10 protein-coding genes are annotated in these 13,661 nt (G+C 69.7%); 5 read left to right on the forward strand and 5 right to left on the reverse strand.

Annotation, left to right across the window (positions count from 1 at the left end):
- Positions 1-6 precede the first annotated feature (6 nt).
- From ABZ855_RS08205 to ABZ855_RS08225, 5 genes are all read right to left on the reverse strand, one after another.
- A complete protein-coding gene (locus tag ABZ855_RS08205) occupies positions 7-204 on the reverse strand; it encodes a ferredoxin (RefSeq protein ID WP_360802862.1) in 198 nt (65 codons plus the stop codon).
- A gap of 13 nt (positions 205-217) precedes the next feature.
- Positions 218-1,369, reverse strand: a complete 1,152-nt coding sequence (locus ABZ855_RS08210) for a cytochrome P450 (protein ID WP_360802865.1) — start codon at positions 1,367-1,369, stop codon at positions 218-220.
- Positions 1,370-1,484: 115 nt separating this feature from the next.
- Positions 1,485-2,153: a TenA family transcriptional regulator gene (locus tag ABZ855_RS08215; RefSeq protein ID WP_360802868.1), complete on the reverse strand. Its 669-nt coding sequence runs from the start codon at positions 2,151-2,153 to the stop codon at positions 1,485-1,487.
- Between the two features lie 28 nt (positions 2,154-2,181).
- On the reverse strand, positions 2,182-4,023 hold the full coding sequence (gene asnB / locus ABZ855_RS08220; RefSeq protein ID WP_360802871.1) for an asparagine synthase (glutamine-hydrolyzing): 1,842 nt from the start codon (positions 4,021-4,023) through the stop codon (positions 2,182-2,184).
- The gene (locus tag ABZ855_RS08225) at positions 4,011-5,204 is read right to left on the reverse strand and encodes a nucleotide disphospho-sugar-binding domain-containing protein (RefSeq protein WP_360802874.1); all 1,194 of its coding nucleotides are present in this window, start codon (positions 5,202-5,204) and stop codon (positions 4,011-4,013) included. The genes asnB and ABZ855_RS08225 overlap by 13 nt, the downstream gene beginning before the upstream one ends.
- A gap of 276 nt (positions 5,205-5,480) precedes the next feature.
- Here ABZ855_RS08225 and metK point away from each other — a divergent pair, with 276 nt between their 5' ends.
- From metK to metF, 5 genes are all read left to right on the forward strand, one after another.
- Positions 5,481-6,686: a methionine adenosyltransferase gene (gene metK, locus ABZ855_RS08230; protein WP_360802877.1), complete on the forward strand. Its 1,206-nt coding sequence runs from the start codon at positions 5,481-5,483 to the stop codon at positions 6,684-6,686.
- A 90-nt stretch (positions 6,687-6,776) separates the two neighbouring features.
- Positions 6,777-7,757 carry a carbohydrate kinase family protein gene (locus tag ABZ855_RS08235; RefSeq protein ID WP_360802880.1) on the forward strand — a complete coding sequence of 327 codons (981 nt, stop codon included), beginning with the start codon at positions 6,777-6,779 and terminating at the stop codon, positions 7,755-7,757.
- Complete coding sequence (gene metH / locus ABZ855_RS08240) at positions 7,709-11,233, forward strand: methionine synthase (protein WP_360803419.1); 3,525 nt, start codon at positions 7,709-7,711, stop codon at positions 11,231-11,233. The genes ABZ855_RS08235 and metH overlap by 49 nt, the downstream gene beginning before the upstream one ends.
- A 12-nt stretch (positions 11,234-11,245) precedes the next feature.
- Positions 11,246-12,703: an adenosylhomocysteinase gene (gene ahcY / locus ABZ855_RS08245; protein ID WP_360802883.1), complete on the forward strand. Its 1,458-nt coding sequence runs from the start codon at positions 11,246-11,248 to the stop codon at positions 12,701-12,703.
- A gap of 25 nt (positions 12,704-12,728) precedes the next feature.
- A complete protein-coding gene (gene metF / locus ABZ855_RS08250) occupies positions 12,729-13,613 on the forward strand; it encodes a methylenetetrahydrofolate reductase [NAD(P)H] (protein ID WP_360803422.1) in 885 nt (294 codons plus the stop codon).
- Positions 13,614-13,661: the final 48 nt, after the last annotated feature.

A 13,661-nucleotide genomic window follows, 5' to 3' on the forward strand; every position in this document is an offset into this window, starting at 1 on the left:
GGAGGCTCAGTCGGTTTCGAGGACCCGGATCGAGTTTGTCGGGCATGCGCGGACCGCGCGGTGGACCTCCTCGTGCAGTGCGGTGTCCGGGTGGTCGTCCAGGACCAGTACCAGCCCTTCCTCGTCCTGGTCGAAGACACCGGGGAGGCGGAACACGCACAGGCTGGCGACCGCGCAGGTCTCGGCGTTGGCTACCACACGCATCGCTGTCGCTCCCTCACCAGTCCACCGGGATCTCGGTGAACCCCTCCATGAAGCCGCCCAGCGCGCGGGGCAGTTCCTCGGCCGGCTTGGCGAGGTGGATGTCGGGGAAGCGGCGCAGCAGACTCTCCGTGGCGATCTGCAGCTCCATCCGGGCCAGCGCGGCGCCCACGCAGTAGTGGATGCCCGCCCCGAAGGTCATGTGGTGGTTCTCCTGGCGCCGGATGTCGAGCTCGAAGGGCTTCTCGAAGACCCGGTGGTCACAGTTGGCGCCCTCCTCGGAGAGGAGAACACTCGTGCCCTTCTTGATCACCGAGCCGTCGGAGAGGGGGATGTCCTCTATCGCGTAGCGCATCGTGCCCACCGAGGAGCCCATGATCTGGGTGCGCAGCAGTTCTTCGACCGTGGAGGGGACCAGCGACCAGTCCGCCTGGATCTCCCGGACCAGGTCGGGGCGGTGGAGGAGTACGGCGGTGCCCGTGCCGATCTGGCTCGCGGTGGTCACGTAACCGGCGATGAGCAGCCCCTGGCACCAGAAGTGCAGCTCGTGCTCGTTCATCCGGTTGTCGTCCTCGTCGCGGACCCGGATGAACTCGCTGATCAGGTCGTCCGCCGGGTTCTTGCGCTTGTCCTCGATGAGGTCGCCCAGGTACTTCCACAGGTTCTGCCGGGCCCTGCCGATCTCCTCCGGCGGCAGCTTGGTCACCGCGAGGAACCCGTCCACGTAACCGCGGAACTGGTCCCGGTCCTCGGCGGGCACGCCGAGCAGCTTGCAGATCACCTTGATGGGCAGCGGGAACGCGAACGCCTCGTTGAGCTCGGCGGGCCTGGGGCCGGCCGCCATCTCCTCCAGCAGCTCGTCCGCGACCTCCTGGACGTACGGCCGCAGCGCCTCGATGCGCCGGGCGGTGAACGCCTTCGTCACCAGGGAGCGCACCTGGGTGTGCTTGGGCGGGTCCGGGTCGATGTGCGGATCCATGAACAGGTCGTTGTCCTTGGAGATCCGGGCGCAGTCGGGCCGCGCGATGTTCCGCGACAGCCGCTTGTCGGCGAACAGGGCGCGCACGTCCTGGTACCGGGTGACCAGCGTCGCCGTGTCACCGCTCGGCAGGGTCACCTCCATCGCCGAGGACTCGTGCACGTTCTTGAGTGCCTCCGGCATCTGCATGGGCGGTTCCCAGGCGAACGGGTACCGGGGAGGGTTGGCGGCATGGGGGCACACTTCGGGGCTCACGTCGGCGGTCACATCGATCCCTTCACAGACGGTGTCACGGTCATCGGATTCACAGCGGCCAGCCCGACCGGGACCACGCGGCCTCGGCGAACGCCCACTCGTAGCGGATGCTGGTCGCGAAATATTCGAGGAGTTCGGCGCGGCCGGGGACGGCCATGCGCTCGCCCAGCTCGTCGTAGGCCGCCATGAACCCCTTCACCGCGTACTGGTAGCCCTCACCCGGGTGGTAGACCTTGATCCACTCGGCGTAGCGGGAGCCCGGCACATGGCGGCGCAGCAGGTCGTCGGAGATCTGGTGGTTGAACCAGACCATCGGCAGCAGCGCCCCCATCCCCGAAGCCACCGTCGCCGCGGTGGCCGCGTGGAAGAACGAGCAGTGCGCGTGGGTGGCCGCGGTGACCTCGGGCGACTCGGCCGCCGGCGGCAGCTCCAGCCGCGGAGCCAGTTCCGCGTACGCCCCGCGCAGCCGGTCCCTGGCCTCCAGGGTGCCGATGACCGAGCGGGCCAGCAGCGTGGCGTGCGCGTCCCACCGGGTGGCGGCGGCCGTACGGGCCAGCGAGCGGGCGTACCCGGGCAGCAGCCAGCCGGTGTCCTGCTCCACGAAGTACGCGAGCGACTCGGCAGGCAGCGAACCGTCCCGCAGCCCCGCCCAGAACGGGTGCTCCCTGACCTCGGCGAGAACGGGTTCGGCCAGCTCCTGGAGTTCCTTGCTCAGCATGGGCATCCTCCTCCTGTCGGTTCCGGGTTCACAGATCCAGGCGTACGCGGTAGTGCCGTAGCCAGCCGTCCAGTTGCAGCACCATCTCCACGTCGCGCCGCTCCCCCCAGCCGCTGACCTCGATGGGCCGGTCCTGTGCGGAGAGGCGGGCGCAGGCCTCGCGGTCGAGCAGCGGGGCCACCGGTCCGGCGGGGTCGTTGACCACGGCGTCGAATCGTTCCTTGAGCACCTGGCCGTAGCCCGGGTCCTGGGTGATCGGGAAGGGGCTCTTGCGGCGTTCGGTCACCGAGGCGGGCAGCAGGTCGGCCACGGCGGAGCGCAGCACGCTCTTCTCCCGGCCGTCCGCCGTCTTCATCTCCCAGGGGATGTTGTAGACGTACTCGACCAGACGGTGGTCGCAGTACGGCACCCGCAGCTCCAGGCCGACCGCCATGCTCAGCCGGTCGTCCCGGGTGAGCAGCAGAGGCATCCAACGGGTCAGATGGACATGGCTGACTCGCCGCATCCGGTGCTCCAGCTCGGACTCGCCCGCCACCCGGGGCACTTCGGCCACGGCCTCCGAGTACCGCTGGGCGGCGTACCCGGGCACGTCGATCTTCTTGAGCATCCCGGGGTCCAGCAGTCCGGTACTCATGCCGTGCGGAGCCACCTTCAGACCCATCGACACCCAGGGGAAGTTCCCGGTGTCGGTCAGCGACGGATCCTGGAACGACCGGTAGCCGCCGAAGAGTTCGTCGGCCGCCTCGCCCATCAGGGCCACCGTCGAGCGCTGGCGCACCGCGCGCAGCAGCAGGTATAGCGAGCGGTCCATGTCCGGGATCGGGCGCGGCAGGTCCTGCGAGCGCAGCGCCGCCGCGTCGACCACCGGGTCGGCGAGATCCGCGGTGCGCAGCACCACCGGCTCGTGGTCCGTGCCCACATGCCGGGCCACCTCGGCGGCGTACGGCGCGTCGGCGTCCTCGTGCCAGAAGTCCTTCTGGAACCGCTCGGTGTGGCCCTCGAAGTCGACCGAGAACGTCCGTGGCCGGTTTCCGGCGCGGGCGGCGAGCGCGACGATGGCGCTGGAGTCCACCCCGCCGGACAGCAGGGTGCACAGCGGCACGTCGGAGACCAGATGCGCCTCGACGGACTCGGCCAGCAGACCGCGTACGGCATCGATGGTGGTGGCCGTGTCGTCCTCGTGGGGACGGGACGGCAGCGTCCAGTACGCGGACTCGGTCACCCCGCCCCGGTGCACCACCGCCGTGTGTCCCGCCGGCAGTTCGCGCACCCCGCGGTAGACGGCGTGCCCGGGCGTCGCGATGTACGCCAGCAGCTCCGCGAAGCCCTCGGAGTCCACCGCGCACTCCATCGACGGGTGCGCGAACAGCGCCTTGGGCTCGGAGCCGAACAGCACCCCGTTCGCCGTCCTCGCGTAGTACAGCGGCTTGATGCCCAGCCGGTCACGGGCCAGCAGCAGCCTTTCGCGGGCCGGGTCCCAGACGGCGAACGCGAACATGCCCTCCAGGTGTTCCGCGCAGCGGTCGCCCCACTCCAGATAGGCGCGCACCACCACTTCGGTGTCGCCGGCGGTGCGGAAACGGTGTCCGAGCCCCTCCAACTGCCGCCGCAACTGGCGGAAGTTGTAGATCTCGCCGTTGTGCACGACGACCGCCAGGGTGCGGCCGTCCTCCTCGACGGCCATCGGCTGTGTGCTGTTCTCCAGGTCGATGACCGACAGCCTGCGATGGCCCAGGGCGGCCCGCCGGTCGGTCCACACGGCCTCGTCGTCCGGGCCGCGATTGGCGAGCGCGGCGACCATCGTCCGTACGGTGGCGCCCTCCTCGCCGAGGTCACGCCGGAAGTCGAGCCAGCCCGCTATGCCGCACACGAGATCACCTTCGTCCGAAGTTCGTTGACGATGTCGGCGGGGGAGGGCCGGTCCAGCATCTCCGCCCGCAGCCGGCGCGCCGTCTCGCGCACCGCCGCCCCCTTCTCGGGGTCCAGCAGCCGCCCGGCCTCCTCGCGCAGCCGCTCCGGCGTCGCCTCGTCCCGGGACAGCACCTCTCCCGCACCGGCCGCGAAGACCCGCCCCGCGTGACCGGTGTGGTCGGGGAGTTGCGGTACGAGGAGCAGCGGCACCCCGGCGCGCAGCGAGGCGAGCACCGTTCCCGCGCCGCCGTGCGCCACCACCAGATCGGTGCCCGGCATCAGCGTGTGCAGCGGGGCGTCCGCCACCACCCGGACCGCGCCGGGACCGGACAGCAGGGCCGGGTCGAGCAGCCCGCGCTGCGCCCCCGTCACCGCCAGCACCACCTCGGTGTCCGCGCCGCGCAGCGCCGCCGCGACCTCCCCGGCGAGGAAGAGACCGGGGCTGAGCCGGGCCATGGTGTGGCCCCAGGTCACCAGCACCCGCCGGACACCCGGCGCGGGCGGGGCCGTCGGCCCGGGGGCGATGCCGACACCGTTGTAGGGCACATGCCGGACCGGCAGCCGTGGATAGTCGGTGGGCACCTGGAAGGTGTCGGGACACGGGTCGACGGTGACCGCTCCCAGCGGGTCGAAGTCCGCCACACCGTGCCGCTCGAGCAGCGGGGAGAGCAGCTCGGGCAGCAGCTTGCGGGCCCGCAGCATCAGATCGGTGCCGTACAGCACCCGGATCGCCGGAATCCCCACCGCCGCTGCGGCCAGCGGGCCGGCCAGCGCGGTCGGCTCGTACACCACCGCGTCCGCACGCCAGTCGCGGGCCAGGTCCACCAGACCGTCGGTCATCGAATCCGCGTGCGCCCAGAACATGCGCAGCGCCCGGGGACCCTTTCCCTCCTTGGGCGCCTGCGGGCCGCCCGCGGCCTCACCGGCGGCGGACGGCAGCACGTAGCCGCGCACCATTCCGACCGCGTCGACGTCCTCGCCCACCACGGCGGCGGGCAGCCCGGTCCGTTCGATCTCCGGCTTCAGAGCCGGCTGACTGGCGATCAGCACCTCGTGGCCCGCTGCCCGGAAGGCCGAGGCCAGCGGCACCAGGGCGTACAGGTGCGAGGGCCAGGCCCAGGTCGTGAACAGTACGCGCATGGCTTCCGTCAGCCCCTTCGTGACGTGGGTGGATCCCGGCGGACCCGGCGGACCGGGTGGGTCCCGTGCTGGACGGACAGTGCGGCAACCGGCTAGCAACCAGCTCGGGATCTGCTCGATCCCGGCAACGGCCTTGTGTCCAGCCGCCCTTGAGCCCGTCTGCAGTCGGCTCGCCCAGCCTCACGGGAGCACGTTGTCTGTCGTATCCGCTGAATCCGCTGAATCCGCTGAATCCGCTGTATCCGTCGTTTCCGTCGTTTCCGCGCTGGAGGACCCGTGACCCGTAACCTCTTCACCTCGGAGTCCGTGACCGAGGGGCATCCCGACAAGATCGCCGACCAGATCAGCGACGGCATCCTGGACGCCCTGCTGTCCCAGGACCCGTCCTCCCGTGTCGCGGTGGAGACCCTCATCGCCACGGGCCAGGTGCACGTGGCCGGCGAGGTCACCACCAAGGGGTACGCCGACATCACCACCCTGATCAGGCAGACCGTGCTCGGCATCGGCTACGACGCCTCGCAGAAGGGGTTCGACGGCGCCTCCTGCGGAGTGTCCGTCTCCCTGGGCGCGCAGTCCCCGGACATCGCCCAGGGAGTGGACTCGGCCTACGAGCGGCGCGTCGGCGGCGAGTCGGACGAGCTCGACGGACAGGGCGCCGGCGACCAGGGCCTGATGTTCGGCTTCGCCTGCGACGAGACGCCCGAGCTGATGCCGCTGCCCATCATGCTCGCCCACCGGCTCGCCCAGCGTCTCACCGCGGTCCGCAAGGACGGCGTTCTGCCGTATCTGCGGCCCGACGGCAAGACCCAGGTGACCATCGAGTACGACGGCCACCGGCCCGTACGGCTGGACACCGTCGTCGTGTCCAGCCAGCACGCCCCGGACATCTCCCTGGACAGTCTGCTGACCCCGGACATCCGCAGGTTCGTCGTCGAACCCGTGCTCGCCGCACTCGGCGAGGACGGCACCAAGCTGGACACCGAGGGCTACCGCCTGCTGGTCAACCCCACCGGGCGGTTCGAGATCGGCGGCCCGATGGGTGACGCCGGCCTGACCGGCCGCAAGATCATCATTGACACGTACGGCGGCATGGCCCGCCACGGCGGCGGCGCCTTCTCCGGCAAGGACCCCTCCAAGGTCGACCGCTCCGCCGCCTACGCGATGCGCTGGGTGGCGAAGAACGTGGTCGCGGCGGGCCTCGCCTCACGCTGCGAGGTGCAGGTCGCGTACGCCATCGGCAAGGCCGAGCCGGTCGGCCTGTTCGTGGAGACCTTCGGCACCGAGAAGGTCGCCGTCGACAGGATCGAGGCCGCCATCGCCTCCGTCTTCGACCTGCGCCCCGCCGCCATCATCCGCGACCTGGACCTGCTGCGCCCGATCTACGCCCGGACCGCCGCCTACGGCCACTTCGGCCGCGAACTGCCCGACTTCACCTGGGAGCGCACCGACCGCGTCTCCGCCCTGCGGTCCGCTATCGGCTGACCCGAGCACACCACGGCCGCTGACCCGACCACACCACGGCCACCGCACCACAGGGTTTCGACCAGGCGCCACATCACAGGAGGCACAGCCATGCGTATCGCCGTGACCGGCTCGATCGCCATCGACCAGCTCATGGGCTTCTCCGGCAGCTTCGCCCAGCAGCTGATCGGGGAGCGGCTGGACCAGGTTTCCCTTTCCTTCCTCGCCGAGTCACTGGAGATCCGGCGGGGCGGTGTCGCCGCGAACATCGCCTTCGGACTGGGACGGCTCGGTGTGCAGCCGGTGCTGGTGGCGGCGGCGGGGGTCGACTTCGACGACTACCGGGTCTGGCTGAAGGAGCACCGCGTCGACACCGACTGGGTCCGCGTCAGCGACCGCGCCCACACCGCCCGGTTCATCTGCACGACCGACCGGGAGAACAACCAGATCGGCACCTTCTACCCGGGGGCGATGTCCGAGGCCCGGGAGATATCGATCGCCGACATCGCCCACCGGACGGCCGTCGACCACGTCCTCGTCTCACCCGACGACCCCGCCGCGATGGTCCGCCACGCCCGCGAGTGCCGGACCCACGGCATCACCTTCTCCGCCGACCCCTCGCAGCAACTGGCCGTACTCGAACGCGCCGAGGCCCAGGACGTCGTACGCGGCGCACGCTTCCTGTTCACCAACGCCTACGAGGCCGAGCTGCTGACCGAGCGCACGGGCTGGAACAAGGAGGACGTTCTCGAGCAGGTGGGCACCTGGGTGATCACCCAGGGCGCCGACGGCGTGCACATCGAGAGCGCCCGGTCCGCGCCCCTGCGGATCCCGGCCGTCCCCGTACGCCGGGTCGCGGAACCCACCGGTGCCGGAGACGCCTTCCGGGCCGGCTTCCTCGCCGGACAGAGCCGGCGGCTGGGGACCGAACAGTCGGCCTGGCTGGGCTGCGCCATGGCCTCCGCGGCCCTGGCCACCACCGGCACCCAGACGTACGCGCTCAGCCGCCGCGCCCTGAAGGTGGCCCTGCGCGCCGGGTACGGATCCGTCGCGACGGACGCCGTCACCCCTCACCTCGGCGAAGTCCTGTGAGCGGCGCGTCCCTGCGGGCGGCGCTCGCCTCGCGCGTCGTGGTGGCCGACGGCGCGATGGGCACCATGCTCCAGGCGCAGGACCCGACGCTGGAGGACTTCCAGCAGCTGGAGGGCTGCAACGAGGTCCTCAACATCACCCGCCCCGACATCGTCCGTTCCGTCCACGAGGCGTACTTCTCGGTGGGCGTGGACTGCGTCGAGACCAACACCTTCGGCGCGAACCTCGCCGCCCTCGCCGAGTACGACATCGCCGAGCGCAACTTCGAGCTGTCGGAGGCCGGCGCCCGTATCGCCCGGGAGACGGCCGACGCGTTCACGTCCGTCGACGGGCGGGAGCGCTGGGTCCTGGGCTCGATGGGACCGGGCACCAAGCTGCCGACGCTCGGCCACATCACCTACGCCAAGATCCGGGACGCCTACCAGATCAACGCCGAGGGCCTGCTGACCGGCGGCGCGGACGCGCTGCTCGTCGAGACGACCCAGGACCTCCTCCAGACCAAGGCCGCCGTACTGGGCGCCCGGCGCGCCCTGAAGGCACTGGGCGCGGATGTCCCGGTGATCGTGTCGGTGACGGTCGAGGCCACCGGCACGATGCTGCTGGGCTCGGAGATCGGCGCCGCGCTGACCGCGCTGGAGCCCCTCGGTATCGACATGATCGGCCTCAACTGCGCGACGGGGCCCGCCGAGATGAGCGAGCACCTTCGCTACCTCTCCCGCCACTCCCGAGTCCCGCTGTCGTGCATGCCCAACGCCGGTCTGCCGGTACTGACCAAGGACGGTGCGCACTACCCGCTGGGCGCACCGGAGTTGGCCGACGCCCAGGAGAACTTCGTTCGCGAGTACGGGCTTTCACTGGTCGGCGGGTGTTGCGGCACGACGCCCGAGCACCTGCGGCAGGTCGTGGAGCGGGTCCGGGGTACGGCTGTCACCGAACGCCGGCCGCAGCCGGAGGCGGGCGCCGCCTCGCTCTATCAGACGGTGCCGTTCCGTCAGGACACGTCGTACATGGCGATCGGTGAGCGGACGAACGCCAACGGTTCGAAGAAGTTCCGCGAGGCGATGCTGGAGGCCCGCTGGGACGACTGTGTGGAGATGGCCCGGGATCAGGTCCGTGAGGGCGCGCACATGCTGGACCTGTGCGTGGACTACGTGGGCCGCGATGGCGTGGCGGACATGGAGGAGCTGGCGGGCCGTTTCGCCACCGCGTCGACGCTGCCGATCGTGCTGGACTCGACCGAGGTCGAGGTGCTGCAGGCAGGTCTGGAGAAGCTCGGCGGCCGGGCGGTCATCAACTCCGTCAACTACGAGGACGGGGATGGGCCGGAGTCCCGGTTCGCCAGGGTGACCCGGCTGGCCCGGGAACATGGCGCCGCGCTGATCGCGCTGACGATCGACGAGGAGGGCCAGGCGCGGACCGTCGAGACGAAGGTCGCCATCGCCGAACGCCTGATCGGGGACCTGACGACGAACTGGGGTATCCACGAGTCGGACATCCTCATCGACACCCTGACCTTCACGATCTGTACTGGTCAGGAGGAGTCCCGTAAGGACGGCATCGCCACGATCGAGGCGATCCGTGAGCTGAAGCGCCGCCACCCGGACGTCCAGACCACGCTGGGCCTGTCGAACATCTCCTTCGGTCTCAACCCGGCCGCCCGGATCCTGCTCAACTCCGTCTTCCTGGACGAGTGCGTCAAGGCCGGCCTCGACTCGGCGATCGTGCACGCGTCGAAGATCCTCCCCATCGCCCGCTTCAGCGAGGAGGAGGTGAGCACTGCTCTCGACCTGGTCTACGACCGCCGCCGCGAGGGTTACGACCCGCTGCAGAAGCTGATGGCGCTGTTCGAGGGCGCCACCACCAAGTCGCTGAAGGCGGGCAAGGCCGAGGAACTCGCCGCACTGCCGTTGGAGGAGCGGCTCAAGCGGCGGATCATCGACGGGGAGAAGAACGGCCTGGAGGCCGACCTCGACGAGGCCCTGACGTCCCGTCCCGCTCTCGACATCGTCAACGACACCCTCCTGGAGGGCATGAAGGTCGTCGGCGAGCTCTTCGGTTCCGGCCAGATGCAGCTCCCGTTCGTACTGCAGTCGGCCGAGGTCATGAAGACGGCCGTCGCGCATCTCGAGCCGCACATGGAGAAGTCGGAAGCAGAGGGCAAGGGCACGATCGTGCTGGCCACCGTGCGCGGGGATGTGCACGACATCGGCAAGAACCTCGTGGACATCATCCTGTCGAACAACGGCTACAACGTGGTCAACCTGGGGATCAAGCAGCCGGTCTCCGCGATCCTGGACGCTGCCGAGGAGCACAGGGCCGACGTCATCGGCATGTCGGGCCTGTTGGTCAAGTCCACGGTGATCATGAAGGAGAACCTCCAGGAACTCAACCAGCGCAGGCTGGCCGCCGACTACCCGGTGATTCTCGGTGGCGCGGCGCTGACCCGGGCGTATGTGGAGCAGGACCTGCACGAGATCTACGAGGGCGAGGTCCGCTACGCCCGTGACGCCTTTGAGGGTCTGCGGCTGATGGACGCGTTGATCGGCGTCAAGCGCGGGGTGCCGGGGGCGAAGCTGCCGGAGCTGAAGCAGCGCCGGGTGCGGGCGAGCGCGGCCGACACGGTGGTGAAGGAGCGGCCCGAGGAAGGGCACGTCCGCTCCGACGTCGCGACGGACAACCCCGTCCCCACCCCGCCCTTCTGGGACACGCGAATCGTCAAGGGCATCCAACTGGGGGAGTACGCCTCGTGGTTGGACGAAGATGCGCTCTTCAAGGGGCAGTGGGGTCTCAAGCAGGCCCGCACCGGTGAAGGGCCGACGTACGAGGAACTGGTGGAGACGGAGGGCCGGCCCAGGCTGCGCGGCCTCCTGGAGCGACTGCAGACGGGCAACCTCCTCGAAGCCGCCGTCGTCTACGGCTACTACCCCTGCCACTCCAAGGGCGACGACCTCATCCTGCTGAACGAGGACGGCTCCGAACGTACGCGTTTCACGTTCCCGCGTCAGCGGCGTGGCCGCCGGCTGTGCCTGGCCGACTTCTTCCGCCCGGAGGAGTCAGGCGAGACGGATGTCGTGGGCCTGCAGGTCGTCACCGTCGGCAACCGGATCGGGGAGGAGGCCGCCAAGCTCTTCGAGGCGAACTCCTACCGCGACTACCTCGAACTGCACGGCCTGTCCGTCCAGTTGGCCGAGGCGCTCGCCGAGTACTGGCACGCCCGCGTCCGCTGCGAACTCGGCTTCGCCGGCGAGGACCCCACCGACGTCGAGGACATGTTCGCCCTCAAGTACCGGGGCGCCCGTTTCTCCCTCGGCTACGGCGCCTGCCCCGACCTCGAGGACCGCGCCAAGATCGCCGACCTTCTCCAGCCCGAGCGCATCGGCGTCCACCTCTCCGAGGAGTTCCAGCTCCACCCCGAGCAGTCCACCGACGCCATCGTCATCCACCACCCCGAAGCCAAGTACTTCAACGCACGCTGAGGAGCTGCTCACATGACCACGACCCACACCGCCCAGGACTTCAAGGTCGCGGATCTCTCGCTGGCCGCGTTCGGCCGGAAGGAGATCACCCTTGCCGAGCACGAGATGCCCGGTCTGATGTCCATCCGCAAGGAGTTCGCGGCGGCGCAGCCGCTCGCCGGTGCCCGGATCATGGGTTCGCTGCACATGACCGTGCAGACGGCCGTGCTGATCGAGACCCTGGTCGCCCTCGGTGCCGAGGTCCGCTGGGTGTCCTGCAACATCTTCTCCACCCAGGACCACGCGGCCGCGGCCATCGCGGTCGGCCCGAACGGCACACCCGACAACCCGCAGGGTGTTCCGGTGTTCGCCTGGAAGGGCGAGACGCTGGAGGAGTACTGGTGGTGCACGGAGCAGGCGTTGACCTGGCCGGGCAGTCCCACGGGTGGTCCGAACATGATCCTGGACGACGGTGGTGACGCCACGCTCCTGGTCCACAAGGGCGTGGAGTACGAGAAGGCCGGTGAGGTCCCCTCGCCCGACACCGCCGAGAACGACGAGCACCGGGTCATTCTCGAACTCCTCAACCGGACGATCAGCAACGGCTCGCAGAAGTGGACGCAGCTGGCGTCGGAGATCCGTGGTGTGACCGAGGAGACCACGACGGGTGTGCACCGCCTGTACGAGATGCAGCGCGAGGGCAGCCTGCTGTTCCCGGCGATCAACGTGAACGACGCGGTGACGAAGTCGAAGTTCGACAACAAGTACGGCTGCCGGCATTCGCTGATCGACGGCATCAACCGGGCCACGGATGTCCTGATCGGCGGCAAGACTGCGGTCGTGTTCGGCTACGGCGATGTCGGCAAGGGCTGTGCGGAGTCGCTGCGCGGTCAGGGCGCCCGGGTGATCGTGACGGAGATCGACCCGATCTGCGCGTTGCAGGCGGCGATGGACGGCTATCAGGTGGCGACGCTGGACGATGTGGTGGAGACGGCGGACATCTTCATCACCACGACCGGCAACAAGGACATCATCATGGCCTCGGACATGGCCCGGATGAAGCACCAGGCGATCGTGGGCAACATCGGCCACTTCGACAACGAGATCGACATGGCGGGCCTGGCGAAGGTTCCGGGCATCGTCAAGGACGAGGTCAAGCCGCAGGTCCACACGTGGACGTTCCCCGACGGCAAGGTCCTGATCGTGCTGTCGGAGGGCCGTCTGCTGAACCTGGGCAACGCGACAGGGCACCCGTCGTTCGTGATGTCCAACTCCTTCGCGGACCAGACCCTGGCCCAGATCGAGCTGTTCACCAAGCCCGAGGAGTACCCGACCGACGTCTACGTGCTGCCCAAGCACCTCGACGAGAAGGTCGCCCGTCTCCACCTCGACGCCCTCGGCGTCAAGCTGACCACGCTGCGCCCGGAGCAGGCGTCGTACATCGGGGTCGAGGTCGAGGGCCCGTACAAGCCGGACCACTACCGCTACTGATTCGGGGAGGCGAGCAGTGCCACGCATCTCAGACGTGCTCGCCGCCGGCGTGCGCTCCTACTCCTTCGAGTTCTTCCCGGCAAAGACGGAGAAGGCCGAGCAGCGGTTGTGGGAGTCCATCCGGCGGCTCGAACCACTGCACCCCACCTTCGTCTCCGTGACCTACGGGGCCGGCGGATCCTCCCGCGAGCGCACGGTCGAGACGACCCGGCGCATCGCCCTGGAGACCACCCTCACCCCGGTCGCGCATCTCACCGCGGTCGAGCACTCCGAGGCGGAACTGCGCCACATCATCGGCCAGTACGCGGACGCCGGCGTACGCGACATCCTCGCGCTGCGCGGGGACCCGCCGGGCGATCCCATGGGGGAGTGGCGCCCGCACCCCGAGGGGCTCAGCCACGCCGAGGAACTGGTCCGCCTGGTGCGGTCCTGCGGGGACTTCGGGGTCGGGGTCGCCGCGTTTCCCGAGCGGCACCCGCGCTCGCCCGACTGGGAGAGCGAGATCAGGCACTTCCACCGCAAGTGCGAGGCCGGGGCCGACTACGCCGTCACCCAGATGTTCTTCGACGTCGAGGACTACCTCCGGCTCCGCGACCGGCTGTACGCACAGGGCTGCCGGGTTCCGGTGATCGCCGGGATCATGCCGGTCACCCACGTCGGTCAGATCGAGCGCATGGCGCAGCTGAGCAACGCGGTGTTCCCGCCGGCGCTAGCCGAGAGGCTGCACGCGGTCGAGGACGATCCGGCCGCCGTACGGGAGATCGGCGTGGAGTACGCGGCCCGTATGTGCGAGCGGCTGCTCGAAGAGGACGTACCGGGACTGCACTTCATCACGCTGAACAACTCCACCGCGACCTTGGAGATCTACCAGGGCCTCGGCCTGGCGGGGATGCGGGCGGCGGCGGCATGAGGTGAGGTCGCACGGCCTCCACACGAAGGACGCGCAAGGCGGGGAAGG

It is taken from the genome of Streptomyces sp. NPDC047042 (assembly GCF_040644035.1).
GTDB lineage: Bacteria > Actinomycetota > Actinomycetes > Streptomycetales > Streptomycetaceae > Streptomyces.